20 protein-coding genes are annotated in these 25965 nt (G+C 55.7%); 16 read left to right on the top strand and 4 right to left on the bottom strand.

The window, feature by feature from the left end:
* Window positions 1–136 precede the first annotated feature (136 nt).
* Together ACYVJT_RS11885 and ACYVJT_RS11880 are read right to left on the bottom strand one after the other, a co-directional pair.
* On the bottom strand, window positions 137–1429 hold the full coding sequence (locus ACYVJT_RS11885; protein WP_343958497.1) for a protein kinase domain-containing protein: 1293 nt from the start codon (window positions 1427–1429) through the stop codon (window positions 137–139).
* A 63-nt stretch (window positions 1430–1492) separates the two neighbouring features.
* Complete coding sequence (locus ACYVJT_RS11880) at window positions 1493–3427, bottom strand: LysM peptidoglycan-binding domain-containing protein (RefSeq protein WP_343958495.1); 1935 nt, start codon at window positions 3425–3427, stop codon at window positions 1493–1495.
* Window positions 3428–3657: 230 nt separating this feature from the next.
* Between ACYVJT_RS11880 and ACYVJT_RS11875 the strand changes: the two genes are divergently transcribed.
* Window positions 3658–4020: an Rv2175c family DNA-binding protein gene (locus tag ACYVJT_RS11875; protein ID WP_343958493.1), complete on the top strand. Its 363-nt coding sequence runs from the start codon at window positions 3658–3660 to the stop codon at window positions 4018–4020.
* A gap of 4 nt (window positions 4021–4024) precedes the next feature.
* On the opposite strand, the gene ACYVJT_RS11870 is transcribed toward ACYVJT_RS11875, so the two are convergent.
* Window positions 4025–5092 (bottom strand): polyprenyl synthetase family protein, encoded by a 1068-nt coding sequence (locus ACYVJT_RS11870; protein WP_343958523.1) that lies wholly within the window; start codon window positions 5090–5092, stop codon window positions 4025–4027.
* A gap of 96 nt (window positions 5093–5188) precedes the next feature.
* Between ACYVJT_RS11870 and dinB the strand changes: the two genes are divergently transcribed.
* Window positions 5189–6463 (top strand): DNA polymerase IV, encoded by a 1275-nt coding sequence (gene dinB, locus ACYVJT_RS11865; protein WP_343958491.1) that lies wholly within the window; start codon window positions 5189–5191, stop codon window positions 6461–6463.
* Between the two features lie 119 nt (window positions 6464–6582).
* On the top strand, window positions 6583–6963 hold the full coding sequence (locus tag ACYVJT_RS11860) for a DUF3040 domain-containing protein (RefSeq protein ID WP_343958489.1): 381 nt from the start codon (window positions 6583–6585) through the stop codon (window positions 6961–6963).
* A gap of 85 nt (window positions 6964–7048) precedes the next feature.
* Here the strand turns inward: ACYVJT_RS11860 and ACYVJT_RS11855 are convergent, their stop codons facing one another.
* Window positions 7049–8980, bottom strand: a complete 1932-nt coding sequence (locus ACYVJT_RS11855; protein WP_343958487.1) for a hypothetical protein — start codon at window positions 8978–8980, stop codon at window positions 7049–7051.
* 667 nt (window positions 8981–9647) lie between these two features.
* On the opposite strand from ACYVJT_RS11855, the gene mraZ reads away from it, so the two are divergent.
* The 13 genes from mraZ to ftsZ all read left to right on the top strand — a co-directional run bounded on the left by mraZ (window position 9648) and on the right by ftsZ (window position 25864).
* Complete coding sequence (mraZ, locus tag ACYVJT_RS11850) at window positions 9648–10079, top strand: division/cell wall cluster transcriptional repressor MraZ (protein ID WP_343958485.1); 432 nt, start codon at window positions 9648–9650, stop codon at window positions 10077–10079.
* Window positions 10080–10246: 167 nt separating this feature from the next.
* Window positions 10247–11272, top strand: a complete 1026-nt coding sequence (gene rsmH / locus ACYVJT_RS11845) for a 16S rRNA (cytosine(1402)-N(4))-methyltransferase RsmH (protein WP_343958483.1) — start codon at window positions 10247–10249, stop codon at window positions 11270–11272.
* Window positions 11269–12036 (top strand): cell division protein FtsL, encoded by a 768-nt coding sequence (gene ftsL / locus ACYVJT_RS11840; RefSeq protein ID WP_343958481.1) that lies wholly within the window; start codon window positions 11269–11271, stop codon window positions 12034–12036. Before rsmH ends, ftsL begins: the two co-directional genes overlap by 4 nt.
* 42 nt (window positions 12037–12078) lie before the next feature.
* Window positions 12079–13863: a peptidoglycan D,D-transpeptidase FtsI family protein gene (locus tag ACYVJT_RS11835; protein ID WP_343958479.1), complete on the top strand. Its 1785-nt coding sequence runs from the start codon at window positions 12079–12081 to the stop codon at window positions 13861–13863.
* Window positions 13860–15524: a UDP-N-acetylmuramoyl-L-alanyl-D-glutamate--2,6-diaminopimelate ligase gene (locus tag ACYVJT_RS11830; RefSeq protein WP_499418421.1), complete on the top strand. Its 1665-nt coding sequence runs from the start codon at window positions 13860–13862 to the stop codon at window positions 15522–15524. The genes ACYVJT_RS11835 and ACYVJT_RS11830 overlap by 4 nt, the downstream gene beginning before the upstream one ends.
* Before the next feature lie 21 nt (window positions 15525–15545).
* The gene (locus tag ACYVJT_RS11825; RefSeq protein ID WP_343958475.1) at window positions 15546–17030 is read left to right on the top strand and encodes a UDP-N-acetylmuramoyl-tripeptide--D-alanyl-D-alanine ligase; all 1485 of its coding nucleotides are present in this window, start codon (window positions 15546–15548) and stop codon (window positions 17028–17030) included.
* The gene (mraY, locus tag ACYVJT_RS11820; protein ID WP_343958473.1) at window positions 17027–18130 is read left to right on the top strand and encodes a phospho-N-acetylmuramoyl-pentapeptide-transferase; all 1104 of its coding nucleotides are present in this window, start codon (window positions 17027–17029) and stop codon (window positions 18128–18130) included. Before ACYVJT_RS11825 ends, mraY begins: the two co-directional genes overlap by 4 nt.
* Window positions 18127–19647, top strand: coding sequence for a UDP-N-acetylmuramoyl-L-alanine--D-glutamate ligase (murD, locus tag ACYVJT_RS11815; protein ID WP_343958471.1), 1521 nt, complete (start codon window positions 18127–18129; stop codon window positions 19645–19647). The genes mraY and murD overlap by 4 nt, the downstream gene beginning before the upstream one ends.
* Before the next feature lie 27 nt (window positions 19648–19674).
* The gene (gene ftsW / locus ACYVJT_RS11810) at window positions 19675–20892 is read left to right on the top strand and encodes a putative lipid II flippase FtsW (RefSeq protein ID WP_343958469.1); all 1218 of its coding nucleotides are present in this window, start codon (window positions 19675–19677) and stop codon (window positions 20890–20892) included.
* A complete protein-coding gene (murG, locus tag ACYVJT_RS11805) occupies window positions 20889–22004 on the top strand; it encodes an undecaprenyldiphospho-muramoylpentapeptide beta-N-acetylglucosaminyltransferase (protein WP_343958467.1) in 1116 nt (371 codons plus the stop codon). Before ftsW ends, murG begins: the two co-directional genes overlap by 4 nt.
* Window positions 22001–23506 carry a UDP-N-acetylmuramate--L-alanine ligase gene (gene murC, locus ACYVJT_RS11800; protein ID WP_343958465.1) on the top strand — a complete coding sequence of 502 codons (1506 nt, stop codon included), beginning with the start codon at window positions 22001–22003 and terminating at the stop codon, window positions 23504–23506. The genes murG and murC overlap by 4 nt, the downstream gene beginning before the upstream one ends.
* Window positions 23507–23511: 5 nt before the next feature.
* Window positions 23512–24537 (top strand): cell division protein FtsQ/DivIB, encoded by a 1026-nt coding sequence (locus ACYVJT_RS11795; protein WP_343958463.1) that lies wholly within the window; start codon window positions 23512–23514, stop codon window positions 24535–24537.
* Window positions 24538–24685: 148 nt separating this feature from the next.
* A complete protein-coding gene (gene ftsZ, locus ACYVJT_RS11790; RefSeq protein ID WP_343958461.1) occupies window positions 24686–25864 on the top strand; it encodes a cell division protein FtsZ in 1179 nt (392 codons plus the stop codon).
* Window positions 25865–25965: the final 101 nt, after the last annotated feature.

The following is a 25965-nucleotide window of genomic DNA, read 5'->3' as shown; positions in this document are numbered from 1 at the left end:
CAGTTGTCCAGTAGATGCTAGTACCTCCCGAAGGAGGTGTTCGGTGTGTGAGCTTGGAAAACACCCTGATGACATACCTATTTAGTGTCTACTGCACAGGACTAGTGCCACACATACTTGGTGCTCGGAGGCGTGATTAGCCGAATAACCAACTCATAATGGCGGACCCAGCCCACCGTCCGAATAAGACCATTGCGGCGGCTGCCATAATGATGAGCAATGCTTTGATGCCTGCTGCGGTCGTGTTGATCGGTGAAAATTCACGTACAGGCTCGTGTGGCTTTTTATTGCCGAAGTCCCGGGGTTGTGGAGTGACAGCTTGGTGGTCTCGGGCTACCGGCGGCTGGTAATGACCGGTCTCACCAGGTGGTTCCGTCTGTGCGGTGACTGCTGGTGGTAGGACGGTGACATTGGGTTGGGGTGGTGGCGGAGGTTGGTCGGTCCGTTCGGATGGGGGTAGATCCTCGCCATAAGGAGTGGTGACGCCAGGGTCGTAGGCTTGCGTCGCAATATCGGTGAAGGCTTCGGTCGCGCCTTCATCCGGGCTATTGTGCTCCGCCATTTGCTCGGCGGCGTCCGGATTGTCCAAAAGGTGCTGAATAAGGATAAGTACTTCGGTGGCGTCAGCAGGGCGGTCCTCAGGTGATGGCTCCGTCATGTGCAGGACAAGGTCATCTACGGCTGCTCCGACGCCAGACACCACGGTGGAGGGGGCGGGCACACGCGAGTTGGTATGTTGTACCGCGATGGCGACAGCTGAATCGCCAGTATACGGGCGGCTGCCGGTGAGCATTTCGAAAATGAGGATGCCCAGCGCATACACATCGGAACGTTCATCTGCTTGTTCGCCGGTGACTAGCTCTGGCGACATATAACTGACTGTGCCCATGAGCGCCATGCCCGTGCCGGTGTGATTGGACGCGGCGCGGGCTAATCCGAAATCGGCAACTTTGATGTCGCCATCATTGGAGACTAGGACGTTCTCGGGTTTGATGTCTCGGTGGATGAGGCCAACACGGTGTGCGGCTGCAACGCCTCGGATGACCGGGAGCGCGATTTTCCACATTGCATCAACGGTCATATCGCCGGCGGCTCGCATGACTTCGCGCAGTGTGTGGCCTTCAATGAATTCCATTGCGAGGAAAGCGACGTTGCTGTCACCCGCGGGTGTGACACCCTGGTCATATACGTTGATGACGTGCGGGTGGTTTATCTTGGCTGTGTTCTTTGCCTCGGCTTTGAATTTTTCAATAACCGCGGGGTCATCGGCCATATTCGGGCGAAGTATTTTCAGCGCGACTTCGCGATCGAGCCGGGTGTCTACGGCACGATACACCGTAGCCATCCCACCGTGGGCTAACCGCTGCGTGATGCCGTAGCGGTTGTCGACAGTGGTGCCAACGAGCGAGGGTCCTGCTGGGGTGTTCACATAAAATAGAATACCCGGTCAGCGGTGCTGACCGGGTACAGATTTCCTATCAGAGGATTCGGGTTAGTAGCGCTTCTTAGCGTCGTTGATTTTTTTCACGTAGTCCTTGGTGTCGTCGTACATGCCGTATTTGGCCACGCCGCCTTCACCTTGGTAGTACCCGGCGATGCCAGTGTCACCGGGGTTGCGGTTTTGCAGGTGGCGAATAATTGCCACGCCGGCCGTGATGTTGTCTTGCGGGTCCATGATGTTCAGCTCGCGTCCCACCAGCTGCGAAGCCCACTCACCGGAGGACGGGATGACTTGCATGGTGCCGATCGCGTTCGCGGGGGAGACGGCAGTCGCATCAAAGCCCGACTCGATTTGTGCGTGCGCTAAAGCCAGAGCGGGATCTACGCCCATTGAACTTGCGGTCTGACTGACAAGCTGACGGATCTCGCTTCGGGAAGGCATTGAAGAGTCTAGCAATGCGCGTTTGTTCGCATTGGCGTCAGCAACAACCTCGTCGGGGTAGGTACGGTCTAGAAACGTGTTCCCTACAAGCTGTTCATCGTTCGATGAGGCAGTCGATGCCGAGCCAGAACCGCTGAGCTGCAGGGTCTGACCAGCTTTGATGATCGTGGTTGATGACATGTCATTCGCATCCAACAGAGCTTGCAAGCTCACACCATTGCGGGAGGCAATGCCAGACAGCGTATCCCCGGATTTCACTGTGTAGGTGGATGAAGTATTCGAGCTGGCGCTTGAAGACGTGCTCCCGCCAGAGCTACTAGTGCTCGAGGATGATGAGCCCGAAAGTTTCAAGGTGTCGCCCGGATAGATGGCACTGGTGCTTTTCAACCCATTGGCGTCGAGCAGCGTCGACAGGCTTATATCTTGACGAGCCGCGATGCCAGACAGGGTGTCACCGGATTTCACCGTGTAGCTGCCACCGGAGGTAGCACTCGACGATGAGGTGCTGCCCGAACTCGCAGTGGAGACCGTTGAATCTGATGAGTTATCCGAGGTGCTACCGGACAATTTGATGGTCTGGCCAGGGAAAATTGTCGATGAAAGAGACAATCCGTTGGCTTTTAGCAGGCTGGACAGGCTGACATCGTTGCGGGCGGCAATCCCGGAAAGGGTGTCACCGGACCTCACTGTGTGGCTGTTTGCCGACGAACTACTCGACGAAGAATCACTCGATGAAGACGACGTCGTGGAAGAAGAATTTCCTGAGAGCTTGAGTTGCTGCCCCGGATAGATGATCGAGGAGGCAGACAAGCCGTTCGCGTTGAGCAGGGTGGAGAGGCTGACGTTCTGCTGGGCTGCGATACCAGACAAGGTGTCACCGGACTGTACTTTGTAGGTATCACTCGTTGTCGAAGTACTGGATGCTGTCGAGGCTTTGGACGGGGTGCTCCCGGAGAGTTTCAGCGTTTGCCCCGGGTAGATGATGGAAGACATCGAAAGCCCGTTGGCGTTGAGCAGCGTTGAGAGGCTGACGTTTTGTTTCGCGGCAATACCTGAGAGTGTATCGCCGGTTCGTACAGTATAAGAGCTTGACGAGGAACTTGCCGTTGACGCCGAGCTTGAGGAGCCTGAAGAGCCAAGGTTCAACACGTCACCGGGAAAGAGGGTCGTAGACGCTTTCAGGTCATTCCATTTCAGAAGATCCGACAGTGAGACCTCTTGCTTGAGCGCAATGTGGCCCAGTGTGTCACCGGACTGCACCGTATAGGTTGCGGGGGTCGTGGGAGCTGCCCGGAAATTGTTCTGTGTAAAGCGTGCAGGCAGCTGCACCGCGAGTTCGCTTGCTGGCTTCAGTGCGATTTGGAGTTGTTGCTGTGCGGCAGCAACGTTTGCGTCTGTGGCCGATTTAGGTGTCAGCGCTGTACGTGGTGCATCAGCTGCCGCAGGGGTTGCCGCGGCTGCGGATCCTATTGCTATTAACGGCAGAGCCGATGTGGCAACAGCTGATTTGTAAAACCGGGAAGCGCCGGATGTACGGTCTGTCATTAAACGTATCCTCTTGCGTCAGGCACCCGAGCTAGGGGAAGTTCTGATGTGCACTGTGTGACAAAAGTAGCGTCGAGGTGTACGTGATGAAAATGTTACATATGTGAATATACATGACTGGCAGGACAAATGTTAAGAGGAAGGGAAAATTTACTTCCTGGCCAGGGAAATCGATGTAATTGACTCGGATACAAACGCAAAATGTTGAAAATCTGCGATACGGTAGAGGCGTGGAGCAAAGAGACGATGTAGAAGCACTTGTTGGAAGCTGGCTGACGCTACCGGACGTCGCAGAGCAGCTTGATGTAATTGTGACCCGAGTGCACAATTTGATTAAGGAACGGCAACTCATCGACGTGCGGCTCGGGGAGGAGCAGATCCGCTATGTACCTGCGGAGTTCCTCACGGATCAAGGTGTGCTGAAGTCCTTACGCGGGACGATTATGGTGCTTCAGGATGCTGGTTTTGACGATGTCGAAATCATTCGGTGGCTCTTCACCGAAGATGATTCACTGCCTGGTCGACCTATTGATGCGTTGCGTGCCGGACGAAAAACTGAAATCCGTCGACGTGCACAGGCAATGGGTTGGTAAACCGTTAGTTTTGGCGACCAATTAATCCCGAGACAAGCTGCTCTAAACCGGCTTTGACGTGTGGAACAACACCGAGGTGATCTAGTGCCGTCCGCGTTTGGTTGCCAAGCCGCTCTATTTCAGCTTCGACGGTCGCACGTGCCCCGGATGATTCCAAGAGTGTCTGGATTTGGCTGACTGAGGCCGCACTTGTACTCGGATGCATCAAGAATGTGTTGAGAGCTTCCGCGTCATCTCGATCGAGTGCGGTCAAAGCGTGGGCAATGAGTTCGGTGCGTTTACCTTCGAGCAGATCGTCGCCAGCAGGCTTCCCGGTGCGCTCTGGATCCCCGAAAACTCCCAAAATGTCGTCGCCTAATTGGAAAGCCATACCGAGTGGCAGTGAAAAATCGCGATAGGATCTGAGCGTCGTCTCGTCTGCACCGGCCAGGATCCCACCAAGTTCGAACGGCCATACTGCCGAATAGTGCGCTGATTTATATTGCAAGACGGTGCGAGCTTGTTCTAAGGCAACAGAGGGATCATCGGGGATGTTCGCTTCTGCCAGGATGTCCAAATATTGACCAGTCATGACTTCGAAACGCATCGCATGGAATGCATCCCTGGCTGGTGCCGCAAACGCCGTAGCATCTGCCGTCGTCGAGAAGACTTCCTCACTCAATCCGAGGGCGAGATCGCCGGCTAAGATCCCCGCTGAGACGCCAAAGTGGGCACCATCTTGCACCCAGCGATTCGAATCATGGAGGTGTTCAAAGCCCTTGTGTACTGACGACTGACCACGTCGAGTATCGGAGCGGTCCAAGATGTCGTCGTGGATCAGCGCTGCCGCTTGGAACAGTTCCAATGCAACACCTGCATCAATGATCCGCGGATCATCCGCTGCACCTCCGGCACCCTGCCAACCCCACCACGCAAGTAATGCGCGCAACCGTTTGCCGCCCTCTACCAAGGTGGCAATGGACGTGACCAGGGTTTCAGAGGATGAAGCGATTCGGCTAGCACGGTGCCGGTAATCCGACAGCAGCTGTTGCATTCGTTCCTCTACATTGGTTTGGAACCACGCTGCATCCATACTTGTCACGGTCTCGATTCTCCTGCCTGCTGAAACGATTCAGCCAAAAATCCGATTCCCTTCAACCCTACCGGGATCAACGCGTAGAATTGATTTATGGTCTCAGCGGGTCAAACCTCAGCGTCACGGCCCCAGTGGGCCGACGAATCATGGGACTCCACCGTGCTCCATATAGATATGGACGCGTTTTTCCTCTCGGTCGAGTTGCTTGATCAGCCGGAGTTGGCGGGGAAGCCGGCGGTTGTCGGGGGAAAGTCTGGGCGGTCGGTTGTGACATCTGCGTCATATGAAGCACGGCGGTATGGCATCCGGTCTGCGATGCCGATGTCGCAGGCGGTGGCCTTGTATCCGCGGCTGATCGTGATCGAGCCCAGCCGTGAGAAATACACTCGTGCCTCTCAACAAGTGATGTCGGTCTTGCATGAGATCACGCCGTGGGTGGAACAGCTATCGATCGACGAAGCCTTTATCGATGTTGCAGGTGCTCGCCGGAGACTCGGGACCCCGGCGCAGATTGCCGCGCTCATTAAGGACAGGGTTCGGGCCGCGACGGCACTGCCGTCTACCGTGGGGGTCGCGGCAAATAAATCTGTTGCGAAAATCGCATCTGACCATTCAAAACCCGATGGTATTGGGGTAGTTCCTGCGGAGCAGACACGTCAGTACCTCGCGCCGCTCCCGGTGAACGTCATCTGGGGCGTTGGGCCGAAGTTGGTTCAGCGATTGAATAATGCAAACATCCACACTGTGGGTGATCTCGCAATGCAAGACACGCGCCGGATGCAACGCTGGTTGGGCGCTGTGGGCCCGCATATTGTGGGGCTTGCGCGCGGTGATGACCTCCGCATTGTGGAGCCACATCACGACACGAAATCAGTTTCAGTCGAGCACACCTTCGAACAAGACATCACCAACGCCCACGAGCTGGAGAAATATCTTCTAGATCTGTCGTACGAGTGTTCAAGGAGAATGCGTCATGATGGCTTCGTCGCTTGGGGCCTGAGTGTCAAGGTAAAAGACGTGGATCTTTCGACCCGGACAAAATCCATGAGTCTCCAAACTGCAGCCTCTTCTGGTGCGGTATTTTTCAACCACACCAAGCCGTTGGTGGAAGAACTCATGAGGAATCGCTGGCACCCTGTACGGTTACTCGGGGTCCGGGCGGATCGGGTTGCAGAACCGGTCGAACAGCAGGAAACCCAAGAGTCGCTGTTTGACGTTGATGAAACACCAACACAAACGCACGCCAATCAGGACTGGTATTCTACGGACCAAATTTTAGATGATGTAGCCAAGAAGTTTCCGAGTGCGGCAATAAAACCGGCAAGACTGTTGCAACACGAACGACAACAGCGCATGTCAGATGGGTAGCAGCGAATGTCACTTCACCATATGACAATCTCAGCAAATAGTCAGACAAAAACTTTAGAATAGAACCAAACTCAACCGGAGATTCACACGAGTTTTCGGCAGGACATGTGGAGGCAACCATGGGTTTATCAGATAGAGAGCAAGAGGCTTTTGCTGAGATCGAATCTCAGCTGATTTCCGAAGACCCCAAATTCGCATCGCAAATGCAATTGGGGAAGGAAGAATCGGCTCGCCGATTCTCCACCCGAAACATAGTGCTTGGCGTACTGACAGCCACCGTTGGTATCGTCGTGCTGCTAACCGGCGTCACGATTGATGCGATCTGGCTAGGCATTATAGGTTTCGTTGTTATGGGCGGTGGTATCTACCTGGCCTCGAAACAAACTACGTCACCGCCAAGTAAATCAAGCGGCCGTGGTGGGTCAGGACAGCAATCGAAGTCGAACCAAGGCTTTATGGAAGGGCTTGAATCACGCTGGGATGAGCGCCGTCGCCAGTAGTAGTTTTTGCCAACCCTGGCACCTGCCCTTCACGCAGAACCCGCAGCATAATATGCTGCGGGTTTTTGCATGTAAGCAGAGGAAGTCACGTTTCTTCATCATCGTTGTGATCTTGCGTCTTGGTGGGGCGTTCGTTATCTGGGCCAGGCTCTGATAGCTCGTCAGGCACCGTTGAGTCATCATCGTAATCCCGCTGCGGCTCGGTAGCTCGGTAGTCCTTTGCCGATGGCAGTGGCAGGTCGGGAAATGGTCCGGTATGTTCGACCCGAGTGGCCTGAGGTCCAGAATCCGCTGGCAAAGCAGATGTAGACAATTGGGGTTCCGCTCCGGCACCGGGTGCTAACGGTGAACGAAAAATTTGCGATGCGGTTAGGTCATCCTTGGGGCCCTGTACGTTGTACGGTTTGGTCTCGTGAGCACTCTTTGCACTGTTGATGGCTCTGGGGTTGGCGGCTCTTCTTCGCCAAATCAGCAGGCCTAAGCCCGCGAAGATTAACGCCACAATGCCTATGGCTACCCATACTGTCGTCATAGTAGGGCCGCTCGCGCTAACTTGCAGCGTGCCTGATGAATCCGTCATGACAACGGTGCCATCTGAGCTAGTGGCGTTTTCGCTTTCCCCAGAGTGCATTGGAGGAAGATCCACTTGGAATGTCGAAGTGTCTTCGACTCCACCTGTTGCGATTTCCCAGATCGGTGACAGATCGATTTGTATATCGTAGCGGGGCCAGATACCGCTTAACGGGTCGTGGGTAACGCTGACGTCGTTGGTAATCCCTTTGTCTTCGAAATAGGTGTTGAGTTTGCGTGCAAGATCCTGGGCATCGGCCCCCTGGATGCTCGTGGTGAAGACTGTGGTTTCAGCACGGTTCGTCGTGTCGATGCTGCCGACGCCCTTAGGTGGTGCAAAGAGCTCAGCGATCGTATCTTCATGACCGTCTAAGGTTTCTTGGCTCACGACAAACTCAAAGGTTTGTACCATCTCGCCTGAAAGCTCAAGCTGTGTCGTAGAAGTCAAAGAGTCCAGCGGCATGCCCCGATTAAATTCTAAGTAGAACTCACCATTGCCACGGCGTTGGTCGACCATTTGCCAGTGCTCTGGGTAGACGCTCTCACCGTCTAATTGTCCAACGTTTTCAGGAGCGCAAATTGCGTCGCAGGACCAGTTTGTTCCAGTGTATTCCGTGATGACATCGGGCGACCCCTCGTCTTGGACCTCGCTGATCTCAAAATTAGCCTGATCATTGGCCAGCAAAATCTGGATACCTTCTTCGACGGCCTCGGCTGAGGAAAATGTGGCAGAGACCTCTCTCGGCTCAGAGGTAGCGCCGTCATGGTTTTCTACGGCGCCTGAATCCTCGACCACGCCTTCTACCCCTGACACGTCGTTTAGCGTATCTACCCGTTCAGCTATGAATTCATTGTGGATGGCCGTTTTGTCTGGGGCTACAAGATAGGACAAGGCGATATTGATATTGCCGGACTCGAGGATTTCAATGTCCATTCCGAGCTCTTCGAAGCGGCGATCATCCGTGAGCTCGAAGTTGATGCGGGGGAGTGAAGTGGAGTTGGTTACTTCCTCACCGTCGAAGACTACCGATGCGGTACCACTCGAGGTGAAAACACTGCTGTTGCCCGAGACAACATCTTCTTCAACAAGGGCGGTTGAAGCCCAACCCATCAGATCGTCGTTATAGAAGTCCTCTTCAAAAACAATATCCGTTACCAACTGCTCTTCGCTGACCTCAATATTCATTCCGCGATCAGATTCCGGGACTTCGGAAGCATCGAGCAGCGCAGCTATTTTTTGTCGATAGTCATCCACGTCATCGAAGGTGAGCGTAAACGTTGCGCTATAGCCTTCGTCTTCTTGTTCGATGCCGTCAAAATTCAGTACCTCGGGCACATGATCTTCCAGCGTCTGCGTTGCCGCCTCAATGCCACCTGATAGTGTTTCCACGTCACTGTCCGCCATGGTCAGTACGAACTGCCGTTGACCCGAATAGTCGTTCTGCAAAGTGAGCTGTGTGTTGACATTCGCACCACATGCACTCAGGACAAGGGCCGCAAAAACTACGAAGAGCGTCGCGATGTGTGTTCGAGGCCCTCGTAGATTCGTGGGTTGGCTCTGGCTGTGGGTCATGTTCTTTGCACTCTAAACTTTCATTCGGCGCGCAGCCGAGTCATGCCGTGGTGGATGGTGCCTTGCTCCATCGTAGCGAGCGAAGTTCGACGGCGTGCGCGAGACACCGCAGAATTCGCTCTGAGTGCGACACGATGTGTTGGGTATTTCTGCGGGGGCCTTCGATGGTTGGCAACACCACCCCACTTTGCTCCACGCGGCTGCCCTGGGCTGCAGCAGTGGGGTTTTAGCGTCGAGAACTTTCTGGACTTGCCAAGAAATTCCGAACTTTTGTCACATTGTTCACACCTAGGGAAGTAAGCCCTCCACCGCCCTCCCCAATACGTCCCACTTTACTCCTCAGGTTGTAGAATCCGCGTAATCGTGTGCGAGTAGTCGGAGCGGGTTGCTGTTCTGAGGGTAGATAATTCTTGGGAAATCCCTGAGAATAGTGTAGAAGATGTTGAATGTGGGGGAAAGTGGGGTAAAGTGGAGCTCGAAAGAGGGCGGTGATCGTAGAGCTTGAGCAATCGGGATCAGACAACGGTGGAGGTAGTACCAAATGTTCTTGGGTACATACACTCCTCGCTTGGATGAAAAATCTCGTTTGATCTTGCCAGCGAAGTTCAGAGATGAGCTATCTGACGGCCTGGTACTTACCAGGGGTCAGGAACGTTGTGTGTATGTGTTCTCAATGGAGGAATTTCAACGAGTTCACGAGCAGATGCGAGAAGCCCCACTCTCTTCACGTCAGGCCAGGGACTACATTCGTGTGTTCCTCTCCGGAGCTTCAGACGAAAAACCGGATAAACAAGGCAGGATTACCATTCCGGCCCCGTTGCGTGACTACGCGGGACTGGAACGGGAAGTTGCTGTTATTGGCGCTGGCACGCGTGCAGAAATCTGGGACCAGAACTCCTGGAACGAATACTTGAATCAGCAGGAATCGGCATTCTCCGAGACTGACGAAGAGGTTATTCCGGGGTTGTTCTAAGTCATGGATATCGTACAGTACACAACTCAATTACGACTGGGACTCTTATTTCAGACCTCTATCCGGACAGCTGGCCTGTCTTCCCCTGGGCCAGGTGCACGGATGGGGATCTGGAGTAAGAGTCATCATTTTTACCGGACAGTGACGGCATAAACCGAAGGAGCACAATGGCAGCCTTTGACCAAGACGGTCAGGAACGTGGCCAAGAGGCTCCAAATGCTGCTCAACGTCATGTTCCAGTGATGGCCGATCGAGTCGTTGACGTCATTGCCCCCGGTATTGAATCTGCTCGAGCCCACGGTAGAACACCTGTGATTGTCGATGCGACGTTGGGCATGGGTGGTCACACCGAGCTGATGCTCAACCGCTTCGAAGACGTTACTGTCATCGGCATTGATCGCGATACACAAGCCCTAGAACTAGCAGGTCAGCGATTAGCTTCCTTTGGTGACCGATTCGTAGCCTTCCACGGGACTTATGACGAGATTCCTGGTGCGCTGGCGGCTGCATCAGTCAATGCGGCCGATGGCTATCTTTATGATCTCGGTGTTTCCTCATTCCAGCTGGATGAACGCGAGCGAGGTTTCGCCTACTCATACGATGCCCCCTTGGACATGCGGATGGACCCTACCGCTCATTTCAGTGCGGCAGATCTCGTCAACAACTACGACCAGCGCGAACTTGAACAGCTCATCCGACGGTTTGGCGAAGAGAAATTCGCTCGCCGTATTGCAACCGCCGTCGTAGAGCGTCGCGGTAACCAACCATTCGCGCGTACCGGTGATCTCGTCGATGTAATTCGTGATGCTGTGCCGATATCTGCAGGGCGTTCCGGCGGGCACCCGGCAAAACGTACTTTCCAAGCGCTGCGTATTGAAGTTAACGAGGAATTGAGTATTTTGCGCCGGGCGCTGCCTCTTGCGATAGAGGGATTGCATATCGGCGGGCGAATGGTGGTCATGAGCTACCACTCGCTAGAAGACCGAATTGCGAAAAAAGCATTCCAAAAGGAAGCTACCAGTCTGACTCCACCGGATTTCCCAGTTGAGTTAGAAGAGCATGCTCCCGTCGTCACGGTCCTGACACGCGGGACTGAGAAGCCCACTGAAGACGAAATCGCAGAGAACCCCCGTGCTGCTTCAGCCAAAGTGCGCGCTATAGAAAAAATCCGACCAACTAGGAGCAACGGATGACAACTTCCCCCTCGAACATCCGCGTATTGCACCCCTACTCAGCGGATTCGACTGCTGAACCTTTAGAAGGGGAACAGCTACAAAACGTCGAGACCCAACCCGGGTATACCCCCGGGGAAGGTGATACAGACGCGAAGACACGCCGCGACCAATTCAAGGTCATTTCTGGCCAACTCAAACGCGCACCCATTGGGTATAGCATCTTCGTGCTTTCCATCCCGGTCATAGCGCTGCTTATCGTGCTCGTAGTCAATATTGTGCTCTCCAATCGTCAGTACGAAATGGTCGAGTTAGATAGCCAGCTCACCAGTATCACGCAGTCGAATGAAGCATTGGCTCAAGAAGTTTCCCAAAAATCTGCACCGCAGTCTGTCGCGCAACAGGCTGCAGACCTCGGCATGGTGCTGCCTGGTACATCGGCCTCGATTGACTTGGCCTCCGGTGAAGTCATTGGTACCGCAACGGCAGCAGAAGCAGACAACACTCCAACAAGTTTCGTATCCGAGCCAACGGTCCGCTCAAGTACCGGTATTCCGTCTGAAGTCGAAGCACCGGTAGAAAACGAGAGTGAACCAGTCACGGTCAATAACGAACGTGTTCCCGGGCCCGAATCCAATACCGTGGCTATTAATAGCCCCCAGGTTTCTGTACCAGACTCAAGTGTGACGAATTCGCCAGCCGAAGATGGCGTGGCAAGCGGTGGCGACGCTTCTTCGATGGGTAGTCTTCAAGGACCCCAGGTAAGTCTTCCGTCCGGCAACTAGTCCCGGCTTTGCGAGTGGCTATGTTGAAGGTAGGTGAGTTGTGTGCCCCAAGCACCTGTTGCTGGAATGCAAAAGTCCAGGCTCAAAGTGACCATGACGTTGCTTATGGTCTGCCTCATGGTGTTGGGTGGCCGACTCCTCTTTATTCAGGGCATCGATGCTGAAGACCAGGCCCAAAAGGCGATGGATCGACGAACACGGCCCGTAACGCTCGCGCCGGAGCGGGGCGCCATCCTCGATCGCGACGAAGACGTCCTCGCCGAGTCTGTGCAACGCTATGACCTTGTAGTTGACCAGCGGCTGGTGCAAGATTCCAGAGTGTGGGATCCAGAAACATCTGGCTACGTTGAGCTGGATATCGATGAGCAACTCGCGGAGCTTTCCGAGCTGCTAGAAATCAACCTGCCAGAACTGCGGGAACTGATGGTCGGGGACCGTCCATACAGAATTGTTTCCCGGCGTGTCACACCAGAAGTCAAAGAAGCAGCCCTCGACATTAATATTCCAGGACTGCTGTCCGAACCGGTTGCCGACCGGGTGTACCCCAACGGAGCGGTAGCTGGATCCGTGCTGGGCTTTACAGGCCAAGATGGTCAAGGCCTAGAAGGTATCGAACGTGCACAGAACGAACGGCTCAACGGGCAAACCGGTGAACGAATCTTCGAAATTTCAGCCGACGGGGTGCGCATCCCAAACGCCTCATTTTCCGAAACCCCAGCGATCAATGGCAATGACATTCGACTCACAATAGACCAGGACGTCTCATGGTTCGCCCAGGAGGCGATTGCCGACAAAGTCGATGAGTATAACGCTGAATGGGGCAATATCGTCGTCATGGACGCAAAAACTGGTGAATTACTTGCGCTGGCAGACTCAGAGACCGTTGATCCCGCAGATCCCACCGAAACCGATCCACTATTTTGGCGACCCACCGCACTCACCCAGGCATATGAACCGGGTTCGACCGGCAAAGCAGTGACCTTTGCGAGCGCATTCGATGCAGGTGTCGTCACACCCGAGGAAGAGTGGACCGTGCCGAGCACACAAACGTTCAATAACGAGGAAATCCATGACTCGTTGCCCCACGACACCTACGACATGACGACCGCGGGAATCTTTGCGCGTTCGTATAATACGGGGACAGTTCAGGTTGCCCAACAGCTCTCGTCGGAGGAGCGATGGCAGTACATGACCGACTTCGGCATCGGTCAACCAATTGACATCGGTCTCAACGCGGTGAATCAAGGGCTTTTTGCCTCCTGGGAGGACTGGGACCGCCGTCAACACTTCACGACGACATTCGGACAGGCCTACTCACTCACGGCACTGCACACGACACAAATATTCCAGGCACTGGCCAACGAGGGGCAAATGATGCCACCTCGAATCATCGATTCCTATATAGATGAAGAAGGAATCGAGACCGAATGGGAAGCACCGACCGAGCCAAAACAAGTGGTATCAGCCGAAGCTTCCGAAGAAATGCTCAAACTCCTGGAAGGCGTCGTTGAAGAAGGCTCTGCACAAGCAGCTCAAGTCGATGGCTACCGGGTGGGCGGCAAAACGGGTACCGGGCAGGCAGCGGGTGAAGGTGGCTACGATGGCTACACCACCTCGTTTACCGGCGTCGTCCCGCTAGATGACCCCCAATTTATTGTCTCCGTGGCAGTGCATCGACCCCAGGGAGATTGGGAAACATGGCAAGTCACCGACACCTCGGCTGACGTCATGGAATATCTGCTGAGCAAATACTCCGTGCCTCCATCCGAAACAGGGCCACAGCACTATGATGTATTTACAGAAGATCCACAGGAAAGGCCGTGGTGACCCGTCACCACGGGAAGGCCACAACGATCATGCTGCGAACACAAAATACATTTCATACAAAGCTCAAAGCAATCCTCAAATACTTAGCAAGTCATCACCCAACATCGACGGGGGATACCGAGACCACCGTCGCTGGTATCTCGCTGAATTCAAAGACCGTTGGACCAGGCGAGTTATATGCTGCGCTGGCTGGAGCCCAACATCACGGCGCTGACTACATCAACCAAGCGCTTGATGCCGGTGCCGTGGCGGTACTGACTGATGCCAGCGGCGCGACACGCGTTCCAGAACACGTGCCAGCCATCGTCGTCGACAACGTACGGGGCGCACTTGCTGACGCTGCGGCACTGATCTACGGCAACGTCGAATCTCAGACCCCCCGCGTATACGGTGTCACCGGCACAAACGGAAAAACAACCACAACGTATTTTCTGAACGCCCTGCTAGCGGAGCTGGGACAAACCACCGGACTCATCGGCACTATCGAGACCAGAATCGCAGGCGTCTCAGTGCCGTCGCAATTTACCACCCCCGAAGCCCCAGACCTCCACCGTCTCATTGCACGTATGCGTGAAGCGGGCGTTGAATCTGCGGCGATGGAAGTCTCCTCACATGCCATGGCATATAAACGGACATTCGGACTGCGCTATGCGGTGGCAGGATTTACCAACCTGACCCAAGATCACCTCGACTTGCATGGCAGTATGGACGAATACTTCGCAGCAAAAGCGCTGCTCTTCGCCCAGGGACATTCTGTTGGGCATGTGATCACTCTCAACGGCGGAGCAGAACCACAATGGGGTCAGCAGCTTGCTGATCAGGTTGATGATGCGGTTACTCTGGATTTAGGTCCAGCCGCACCGGTAGCCGAGCCCACTCAGGCGAAGGCCACCTGGCAAGTCCAGGATCTTGAGCCAGCGGGTTTGGGCCATGCATTCACCCTGCGTCATACCTCTGGATTTACCGCGACCACCACCGTCGACATGCCCGGCAAATTTAACGTGGCCAATGCCGCGTTGGCAGCGGTGATGGTATTCACCGGCCACGACCGTGAGCATTGGGAACGCATCCGTACAGCCCTCGGTGCGAAAAATCCGGGACCCTTCGCGTCGGCGGTACCGGGCAGGATGGAAGTCATCGGCAGTGAACCAACCGTGGTTGTAGACTTTGCCCATAACCCAGATGGTCTCACGCAAGCGCTGCAAGCAGTGAACCAATCACGAGTGCAGCATCATGGTAGCCGCGGGCGTACGATCATGGTTTTTGGTGCGACCGGCCAGCGCGATACCGCGAAACGACCACTCATGGGACGAATCGCGGCAGAATACGCTGATGTGGTGATTGTCACCGATGACGACCCCCACCACGAGGACCCAGCTGAGATTCGTCACCCCGTGTTCGAAGCAGCCGTCGCTCACGCTCAAGTCCTCGATGATGGCACCGAAGTCGTGGAAATCGCACCACGAGCCGATGCTTTGGCCTATGCTGTGCAAATCGCGACACCACAGGACACCATTCTGGCGGCCGGACGGGGACATGAAACCCATCAAGACATCAGTGGCCAGTCATTCGAAATCGACGATCGCGTGGTGTTACGTGAAGCTCTCGAGGATCACGGATTTATTACAAACGGCCCAGCATCACCCCGAGCCTCGGACTGAAACGGTAAGGTCAAACACGACATGATTGCACTGAATGCGAACCAGATTGCTCAGGCCACTGGCGGTCGTCTGACATCCACCGTAGATGAGACCCAGACCGTGACCTCAGCAGACACCGATTCTCGGAACCTTGTCCAGGATTCCCTATTTATTGCACGGCGTGGTGAAACAACCGACGGTCACAACTTTATTGGCTCAGCGAGACAATCCGGTGCGAGGCTTATCCTTGCCGAACGTGAGACAACCGACGCGCAAGGCAATATCGATCCCGCGGTGATCGTCGAAGACTCCACGACCGCGATGGGGGATCTTGCGCGATACCTCGTGGAACAGATCAGGCAGCATTCTGAAACCACCGTCATCGGCATTACAGGTTCCGTCGGCAAGACCTCCACCAAAGATGCACTGGCGACACTGCTGGCAACTCAAGGACCAACCGTTGCGCCCCAAGGCTCCTATAACGGTGAAGTCGGGATGCCGCTGACCATCTTTACGGCTGCACTCGAGACTCGGTATCTCATTGTTGAGATGGGCGCCGACCGTGTCGGGAACATCGCCGAGCTCACGAATATCGTGCGTCCAGATATTTCAGTCGTGTTGACGGTCGGGACAGCCCATGCCGCATCGTTTGGCTCCGTGGAAAATATCGCCCAAACCAAGGGTGAAATTGTTGAGGCACTGCCCACCGGCGGCATTGCCGTGCTCAACGCGGACGACACCCAAGTGACAACAATGCACAATAGAGTCCCGGTCGGAGCCTCAACAATGTGGTTCTCGGCAGCTTCAACTGCCCCTGAACGTCCACGAGTTGTCTATGCAGCCGACGCGACGACCACAGAAAACGAAAGCCCATACTTCACTCTGCAATACCGCGCCGAGGATGCCACCGAAGCTGAACAACGCGGCTTTGACACCACAGCCAAACTGATCGGTGAGCACCACACTACCAACGTATTGGCCGCCGCCACCGCTGCACTTGCAGCCGGCCTTGAACTGGAGGCTATCTCCAAGTTGCTGCCGGAAGTTGGGCCATCATCGGCACATCGCATGGCCAGAACCGATCGGTCAGACGGCATCACCATTCTTGACGATGCCTACAACGCCAACCCCGAGTCTATGCGGGCAGGCTTGAAAACACTCACGATGCTGGGCCGGAACACTGGGCGTCGTACGTGGGCAGTCCTTGGTCCAATGCTGGAACTGGGAGCACAACATGCCAAAGAACACATCCAGCTCGGTGAAGTCGTCGTACGGTTGAATATCGACCAACTCGTCGTCGTCGGGGCAGAAGCTAGAGCGCTGTACACCGGAGCCATCAACGAAGGCTCCTGGGGTGACGAAGTCGACTACGTATTATCCAACGATGAAGCGTTCGACCTGCTCGCCGAAAGGGCACGACCGGGCGATATCATTTTCGTCAAAGGTTCCAACGGCACACGACTGTGGGAACTCGCCGACACACTGACCAGTCAAGATTTGGTGAGCCACAAGGAGAGCCGTAAGTGATTGGACTACTCTTGGGCGCTGTACTCGGCGTCATCTTCACGGTTGTGGGAACACCACTCTTTATCCGACTGCTCCACAAACGTGGTTACGGTCAGATCATCCGAGACGATGGCCCCACCACACACGCAACCAAACGCGGCACTCCCACCATGGGCGGTGTCGTGCTCGTGCTCAACTTCGTGGTGGTCTACTTCCTAACCCACTGGATCATGACGCTGCTCGAATTGGAAAATTCGGGGGTGACCGTCTCGGCACTGTTATTGCTGTTCCTCACCGCGGGGATGGGACTCATCGGGTTTTTGGATGACTACATCAAGATTTCAAATCAACGCTCCCTCGGCCTCACCCCCACGGGCAAGATTATTGGCCAAGGTGCCATCGGCATCGCCTTTGCCGTGCTCGCCCTAAACTTTCCCAACAGCCAAGGGCTCACACCGGCATCTACAGCGATCTCGGTCTTCCGCGATACATCATGGGACCTCGCGTTTATGGGCACCACAGTCGGCGCAATACTCTTTGTCGTGTGGTCCAACCTGATCAGTACTGCCACCACGAACGCGGTCAATCTCACCGACGGGCTCGACGGCTTGGCCACCGGTGCGGTGGCCATGGTGGCCGTGAGCTATGTGCTCATCACATTATTCCAAAGCAATCAAGCTTGTGATGGTCCAACGAACGCTGGTGGCTGTTACGAAGTCCGAGACCCCATGGATCTGGCGTTGTTGGGGTCCATTTTGGCTGGGGTTCTGCTGGGTTTCTTATGGTGGAACACCTCGCCGGCGAAAATCTTTATGGGCGATACCGGTTCGCTCGCGCTTGGCGGGGCGCTTGCCGGATTCGCCATCTTCTCCAAAACGCAGGTCCTGTTGGTTGTGCTTGCAGGGCTGATGGTCGTCATTGCAGCATCCGTCATTATTCAGGTGGGATACTTCAAACTTTCTGGCGGCAAACGCGTCTTCTTGATGGCCCCCCTGCAACACCACTTTGAACTCAAAGGGTGGGCAGAAGTCACCGTCGTGGTGCGCTTCTGGCTCATCGGCCTCGGCTTCGTGGTTGCGGCACTTGCAATGTTCTATGGCGAATGGGTGATCCTGCGATGAGTGTGAACTTAGATACCCTGACCAGCTGGGATGCAGACTGGTCGCAACTCTCGGTTGTGGTGACCGGTATCGGTGTCACGGGATTTGCAGTAGCCGACACACTTGCTGAACTCGGCGCTTCGGTACTTGTCATCGACAGTCTGAAGAACGACCACAACCGGCAGGCAGCCGATACGCTGCGGATTGTCGGCGTCAAAGATGTGCTGCTTGGAGACGAGTTCGTGACCGGACTCCCAGATGCCGCCGCCATCGACAACAAAATTGACGTCGTGATCACCTCACCAGGATGGCGTCCAGACCACCCGGTCCTGCAAGCGGCGCAGTCAGCCGACATTCCAGTCTGGGGCGATGTCGAGTTCGCCTGGCGCGTTCGTCAACGTGCAGGAAAACGCACCGCCAAGTGGGTCGTGCTGACCGGAACGAACGGCAAAACCACGGTGGCCACCATGGCAGAGTCCATGGCCCGTGCTCAAGGGCTCGACGCTGTGGCTGTCGGAAACGTCGGTACCCCGATACTGGATGCCATCCGCTTTCCAGACGGGTTTGATCTGCTGATTGTGGAACTGTCGTCCTTTCAGTTGCACTGGATACACCACATTGAGCCGGAAGCATCCGTTGTGCTAAACCTTGCCGAAGACCACCTCGATTGGCACGGGGGCTTCGAACACTACGTGGCCGATAAGGCCAAGATTTACGAAAACACTCGGATTGCAGCTGTCTATAACGACGAGGAACCAAAAACGATGCGCATGGTCGAAGAAGCCGACGTCATCGAAGGGTGCCGTGCAATAGGCTTTACCACCGATACGCCACAGCGATCCATGGTGGGTGTGGTCGACGATCTCCTCGTGGATAGGGCGTTCCTCACCCAACGTGGAACCCAAGCACTCGAATTAGCCCACTTCGCCGACATTGGGTCCCCGACACCAAAACACATGGTGTCTAATGCCCTGGCAGCAGCTGCTCTGGTACGCGCCGTCGGTGTGGAACCGGCTGCCGTTCAAGCTGGGCTGCGAACATATGAACCCGAACCGCACCGTATTCAATCGGTTGCACATTTTCACGATGTGTTGTGGGTCGATGACTCCAAGGGTACCAACCCGCACGCAACCGATGCTGCACTGGCAACATATGATCCGATCATCTGGATTGTCGGTGGACTGACCAAGGGCGCTTCGTATGAAGAGCTGGTGAAAACCCATAAAGATCACTTGAAATCGGTGATCCTCATTGGTACAGATCAGGCGCCGATCACCACGGCACTGCAGCGACACGCACCCGCTGTACCTGTCCACTGTGACTACCTCCAAGACACTACAGTGGAGGTTGCGAACGGTCCGGCGGTCATGCAACACGTTGTTCACCTTGCCCATCAGCTTGCTGACGCAGGGGACACGGTACTGTTATCGCCGGCTGCGGCGTCCATGGACCAGTTTCCGAACTACAACGCCCGCGGCGATGCCTTTACCGAAGCTATCGCCGCACTGTTAGCAGACATCAACTACCCGGGATACTAAACCACCAACGAACATCAGGAGCACGACATGACCAACGGTCCACCACCGCGTGTAGCTCGTGTTTGGGATTGGTTGACCGGAGTCCACTCCACCAAGTCAGCGTACTGGCTCATTCTTGGCCCCACCATCGCCCTGACCTTTATCGGGGTCGTCATGGTGCTGTCTGCCTCATCGGTAGAGTTCATCGGCGGGGCCGGCTCGTTTGCCTCCTTGAGCTCTCAAGGTCTCTACGCCATCATCGGTCTTGTCTTACTGTTTTGGATGGGAAAATGGCAACGAGAAACCTATCACAAACTTGCGGTGATCATGCTGCTGGTCTCCATCGTGCTGCTGTGTTTGGTATTCACCCCGCTGGGGGTAGAAGTCAACGGTAACCGAAATTGGATTCGCCTCGGCGGATTTTCCTTCCAACCCGCCGAGGCCGCCAAACTCGCCTTTAGCGTCTGGGCCGCCTATGCGCTGAGTCAAAAACTCAAGACCACCTCATTTGGCAAGAATCTGCTCGTGCCCGTGGTCTTCCCATTTGGGTTGTTGGTGGTGGGCCTCGTCATGGGCGGCCGAGACCTCGGCACCGTCCTGATCATGCTGATGATCATCGCAACCATCCTGTATTTGGGTGGCATGCGAACCATCTACCTCGTGGGCACGGCGTTCGTCGGCCTTGTGGCCGTGGCGTTGGTGACGATGCAGTCGGACAACCGCATGATGCGTATCGACGCCTGGATGGGAAACTGCAACCACCCCGCCGATCCGTGCTACCAGTATGAACAGGGCCTGTTCGCACTGGCCTCGGGCGGGTGGTTCGGCGTAGGACTGGGCCAATCCCGGCAGAAGTGGTCATATATCCCTGAAGCCGGTAACGACTTTATCTTTACGGTACTGGGCGAAGAACTGGGGCTGCTGGGTGCTCTGATGGTGATCGGCTTGTTCATGACGCTGGGAATCGGGATGTTCCGAGTTGCCTACAACAGCACTGACAACTTCGTTCGAATCTCCACCGGAGCCATCATGACCTGGCTGCTCGGGCAAGCATTCATGAACATTGCCATGGTCACAGGCATCTTGCCGGTCATCGGTGTCCCGCTGCCCTTCATCTCAGCAGGCGGCTCCGCGCTGCTCATGGCGATCCTGGCCGTGGGCGTCGTGTTGTCGTTCGCAAGACATCAAGCCCAAGAATTACAGGAGAAAAGTCACGCGTCTGGACCACCGGCGGCTAGGAAAGAAAGCGTAGAATCAACACGATGAACACCAGTATGAACGTTGTATTTACCGGTGGGGGAACAGCCGGCCACGTGTCACCCATGCTTGCGATGGCTGATGCGGTCACGAAACAATACCGTGACACCGACATCCATGCGGACATCTTGATGATTGGCACCAATGAAGGTATGGAGGCCCAGCTCATCCCGGATGCCGGGTATAGTTTTGCCACGGTTCCCAAAGTCCCGATGCCCCGCAGCCTGTCCCGAGACTTATTTGCTGTCCCGTTTCGCTTACGAAAAGCCATCAAGCAGGCCCGGCAACTGTTGCGTGAACACCAAACTCAGGTCGTCGTTGGTGTCGGGGGCTACGCAGCGACCCCGGTTTATCTGGCGGCGCGCGCCGAAAAAATCCCGGTTATCGTGCATGAAGGTAACGTCCGCGCCGGCCTCGCCAATAAGCTCGCAGCACGTTTCGCAGTTGTCGTTGCCTGCGCATTTGAAGGCACGGATCTGCCCGGGGCCATTCACGTGGGTATGCCTATGCGCAGTGAAATTACCGAGCTGCCGGTAGGTCCCACTATGAAGTCTGAAGCTCGGCTGTCACTTGGTTTAGCAGCGGATAAAACAACGCTGGTGGTCACTGGTGGGTCATCGGGTGCGATGAACTTGAATAATGCAATCGCCGGGGCGCTTCATGAACTGTTGGAGACCGGTGCTCAAATTCTCCATCTGACCGGGCGAGAAAAGATCGTCACCGATCGGCAGGGCAACGCGATAGCTAAGCCGGGGTATACCCAGGTCGAATACATCGACGGCCTGTCCCGCGTATACCAAACTGCAGACCTCATTGTCGCCCGTTCCGGCGCTGGGACCGTCCATGAAATCGCCGCCATTGGCCTGCCGTCGGTCTTAGTGCCGCTTCCCATCGGCAACGGTGAACAAGAATATAACGCGGCAGGACTGAAAGAAGCCGGCGCCGCGGTGGTGATCCCCGATGATGATTTTACGTCGCAGTGGGTTGCCTCCCGGCTCCCTGAACTCCTGAGGGATCAGCCACGGTTGGAATATATGGCACAGACCGCGAAAAACTTGGGTATCGATGACGCCGCGGAGACCATGGCCACCATCATTACTGAAACGAAAGTCGCCCGATGAGTAACAACACAGCAATTCCTGCGCTCAAAGACATCCGCCATGCACACTTTTTGGGTATCGGGGGAGTGGGCGTCTCAGGCATCGCACGCATCATGGCAGCGCGTGGCATCACGGTGACTGGCACAGATGCCAAAGACTTGCCGGTCATGGAGCAGCTCAGGACAGCCGGTGCGAACATCTACGTAGGCTACGCTGCAGAAAATATCGCCCGGGCCACAGCCGACACGGGTGATCAGATCGATGTGGTGATTGCTTCCACCGTAGCCGGTCCCGAAAACCCCGAACGGCAAGCGGCAGAGGCCGCAGGGATCCCGGTATACCACCGCTCTGAAGGATTGGCGGCCGCCATGGACGGGAAAAAAGTGCTGACGGTGGCCGGCACACATGGCAAAACCACTACATCATCCATGGCAGCGGTCACGTTCGACCACGCCGGTTTCTACCCCTCGTATGCGGTCGGTTCGGCGATTGCCAATCTGGGGACGAACGCCGATCACGGGGCAGGGGAGTGGTTCATTGCCGAAGCCGATGAATCCGACGGTTCGTTGCTGAACTACACCCCTGACATCTCGATTGTCACCAACATAGAGGCCGATCACTTAGATTATTACGGTACAGAAGCTGCCGTACACCAGGTCTTTACTGACTACGCGGCCCAAATTCGTCCCGGTGGCGCCCTGATCATCTGCGCCGACGATAGCGGTGCAGATGCCTTAGGGGAACGCTACCGGGACGCTGCAAGCGATGTTGCGCCGAGTATCTACACATATGGTTTGGCCAACAGCCTGCAACCTGCCCAGGTCGCCACAACGCATCAGCACCACCTTGATGTGATGATCACCGACATCCAACCAGATACCACCGGTGCAGGACAGCAGGTCACCTACAAGTTCGCAGACGGTAGCTATCAGGTAGTGTCGCTGAAAACTCCCGGCGCACACAATGCCCTCAACGCGGCAGGTGTGCTGTTAGCCGCCGTGATCGCGGGGATCCCGAGCGAAGATGCCGCACGCGGGCTCGGAGCCTTTACAGGCTCGGCACGACGTTTCGAGTATCACGGGATGCATGACGACATCCGCGTTTATGACGATTACGCGCATCACCCGACTGAAGTCCACGCAGCGATTGACGCGGCGCACACCATGGCCGCTGGCCATAAGGTGCACGTTATTTTTCAGCCGCACCTATACTCACGGACCAGAGACTTCGCTGGTGAATTCGCGGCCGCGTTATCCGAAGCCTCTACGGTTCGAGTGCTTGAAGTCTATCGCGCAAGAGAGATCCCAATAGAGGGCGTGACAGCCGAATTGATCACCACCCAACTGTCAGATGCACTAACCGGGCGATACCCGCACGCGTCACAGGTTGCCTCCCGGGACGAGGCCGTAGCTTCTGTGGTGCAGGCGGCGACCCCGGGCGACATCATCTTGACCCTTGGGGCGGGTGACGTCAACCAGCTCATCGACGACGTCCTGACCGGACTGACACAACACAACGACTAGCGCCTATGCCCACAAACACGCCGGATGACCACGATAATCAAGACAAGGTCGCCAAAAAATTCCCCGGTCTTGCGGAAAAGAAGCCGGTGAAGTCCATTTCGGTCGAGCGCCCTGTCGACTCTGACGAAAAAACCGTCACCGAAACCAACCTGGACGCGGACTCTAACAGCGGTGAGACGTCGTTGGCTGCAGAATTGAGGATGAACAGCAAGCCGGTAGCGCCGTCCAAACACCAACCGAACAAAGCGGCCAAAGCGTCTGACGCACCAACCCAAGAGCGCACCGAATCTGACGAGACGGTCTTGGAACTGCCACCGAGTCCAGAGCAGCGCAAAGCCAAACGTCGACGAACAATCTGGATCAGCATCGTCTCGGCGGCCGTGTTGGTAATCGGTGGCTGGGCGCTACTGTTCTTTTCGCCTATTCTGGCCATCGACGAAATCCAGCACGAAGGACTCGACCTCGTGACTCAAACTGAGGCGGAAGAGCGAACGGCCGAACTCGAGGGACGACCGCTGCCACAGGTAGGGGAAGGCACCGTGACCGAACTGTTCGAAAGCAATCCGGCTGTCGATGATGTGACTCTGCGAGCCGAACCACCAAGCGGTTTGGTAGTCATCGTCAACGAGTACACCCCAATTGCCATGAGTCCACGAGAAAAAGGATACGTGGTCTTCTCGGAAGATGGTACCGAGCTGGCAGAAATCACATCGCAGAAGGCTCAGGAATTTGAGCTACCGGTTGTGGCCTCTGCTGCGGATGTTGCCGACGAGGACGTCTTTAATACGATCACAGAAGTGTTGGGGTCATTGCCTGAAGACTTACGTGACCAAGTGCGCGCAGCGTCCGGGTCATCAATCGATTCAATCGAATTGGAACTCACTTCTGGGCGTACCGTCATGTGGGGAAATAGCGAAGAAGCTGAACAGAAGGTCAATGTGCTGCAGGCATTGTTGGGGCTCGACGACGAGCAGTCTGCCGAAATCTCAGAATATGATGTTTCTGCCCCGGATTTCCCGGTCACACGTTGATTCCGGGCAGTATTTTCAAGGTATCGGGCCGACACACTGCTTGGGGTCATTGCCCAGTGGTGAGTGTGGGCATATCGTGTGCTAATGAAGGAAACTTGGACGCAGCTGGAACTTCGTCCCACCACGAACGCAGAATAGGGATCATATCGTGAGCTCACCCCAGAACTACCTGGCCGTCATCAAAGTTGTTGGTGTCGGCGGCGGCGGCGTGAACGCTGTCAACCGAATGATCGATGTCGGATTGCGCGGCGTTGAATTTATTGCCATCAACACCGACGCCCAAGCCCTGCTGATGTCATCTGCTGAAGTCAAACTTGACGTCGGTCGCGATTTGACCCGTGGTCTCGGCGCAGGTGCCGATCCGGAAGTCGGCCGCCAAGCCGCAGAAGATCACGTCGAAGAAATCGAGGCCGCGCTCAAAGGCGCCGACATGGTCTTCGTGACCGCAGGGGAAGGCGGCGGAACCGGAACCGGCGCTGCACCCGTTGTGGCTCGCGTTGCACGCTCCCTCGGAGCATTGACTATCGGTGTCGTGACCCGTCCGTTCACATTCGAAGGTCGTCGTCGTGCGACAAACGCCGAAACCGGTATCGAATCGTTGCGCGATGAAGTCGATACGCTGATCGTCATCCCGAATGATCGCCTGCTGTCGATTTCGGATCGCACCATTTCCATTATGGAAGCGTTCGAAGAGGCCGACAAAGTCTTACTGTCGGGTGTGCAAGGTATCACCGACCTCATCACCACTGCCGGACTGATTAACCTGGACTTCGCGGACGTGAAGTCTGTCATGCAGGGAGCTGGCTCCGCGCTCATGGGGCTCGGTGCCGCACAGGGCGAAAACCGTGCCGTTGAAGCTACTGAAGCCGCTATTGCTTCACCACTGCTGGAAGCCTCCATCGACGGCGCACACGGCGTACTGCTCTCTATTCAGGGCGGGACAGATATGGGACTCTTCGAAATAAACGAAGCAGCCCGGATGGTCCAAGAAGTCGCGCACCCAGAAGCCAACATCATCTTCGGTGCTGTCATCTCTGACAATCTTGGTGACGAAGTTCGCGTCACTGTGATCGCTGCAGGCTTCGACGACCCAGTCAACGGCGGGCAGAACGGTTCTGCCACCCAGGTTGCCGCACCAGTTGCACCGGTTGCTTCGATTAGCCCCGTGAGTGCCCCAGAAGAGTCAGAGGACATACCAGCCTCAGTAGACTCAGCTGACAGCCCCAAAGATGACGAGGACCGCCAAAACGTGGAGCCCCTCCCAACAGTTGTCGAATCCACCAAAAAGGGCAACGACGACCTCGATGTGCCAGACTTCCTCAAATAAGTCCCCTTGGATTCAAATCGTCAAGGCAACACCGTGGGCTTCGGCTTCGAGTGGGGTTCGGTAGCCTAGGCCTTTGCGGGGTCGGGTGTTGAGTTCATGGG

Source organism: Yaniella soli (assembly GCF_054782375.1).
This window is presented reverse-complemented; position numbering and strand designations above follow the sequence as displayed.

Excerpts from the sequence above, each read along its gene's own strand:
- ACYVJT_RS11880 (WP_343958495.1), bottom strand. The coding sequence starts at position 3,427 with ATGACAGACCGTACATCCGGCGCTTCCCGGTTTTACAAATCAGCTGTT.
- ACYVJT_RS11870 (WP_343958523.1), bottom strand. The coding sequence starts at position 5,092 with ATGGATGCAGCGTGGTTCCAAACCAATGTAGAGGAACGAATGCAACAG.
- dinB (WP_343958491.1), top strand. The coding sequence starts at position 5,189 with ATGGTCTCAGCGGGTCAAACCTCAGCGTCACGGCCCCAGTGGGCCGAC.
- ACYVJT_RS11860 (WP_343958489.1), top strand. The coding sequence starts at position 6,583 with ATGGGTTTATCAGATAGAGAGCAAGAGGCTTTTGCTGAGATCGAATCT.
- mraZ (WP_343958485.1), top strand. The coding sequence starts at position 9,648 with ATGTTCTTGGGTACATACACTCCTCGCTTGGATGAAAAATCTCGTTTG.
- rsmH (WP_343958483.1), top strand. The coding sequence starts at position 10,247 with ATGGCAGCCTTTGACCAAGACGGTCAGGAACGTGGCCAAGAGGCTCCA.
- ftsL (WP_343958481.1), top strand. The coding sequence starts at position 11,269 with ATGACAACTTCCCCCTCGAACATCCGCGTATTGCACCCCTACTCAGCG.
- ACYVJT_RS11825 (WP_343958475.1), top strand. The coding sequence starts at position 15,546 with ATGATTGCACTGAATGCGAACCAGATTGCTCAGGCCACTGGCGGTCGT.
- murD (WP_343958471.1), top strand. The coding sequence starts at position 18,127 with ATGAGTGTGAACTTAGATACCCTGACCAGCTGGGATGCAGACTGGTCG.
- ftsW (WP_343958469.1), top strand. The coding sequence starts at position 19,675 with ATGACCAACGGTCCACCACCGCGTGTAGCTCGTGTTTGGGATTGGTTG.
- murG (WP_343958467.1), top strand. The coding sequence starts at position 20,889 with ATGAACACCAGTATGAACGTTGTATTTACCGGTGGGGGAACAGCCGGC.
- murC (WP_343958465.1), top strand. The coding sequence starts at position 22,001 with ATGAGTAACAACACAGCAATTCCTGCGCTCAAAGACATCCGCCATGCA.
- ACYVJT_RS11795 (WP_343958463.1), top strand. The coding sequence starts at position 23,512 with ATGCCCACAAACACGCCGGATGACCACGATAATCAAGACAAGGTCGCC.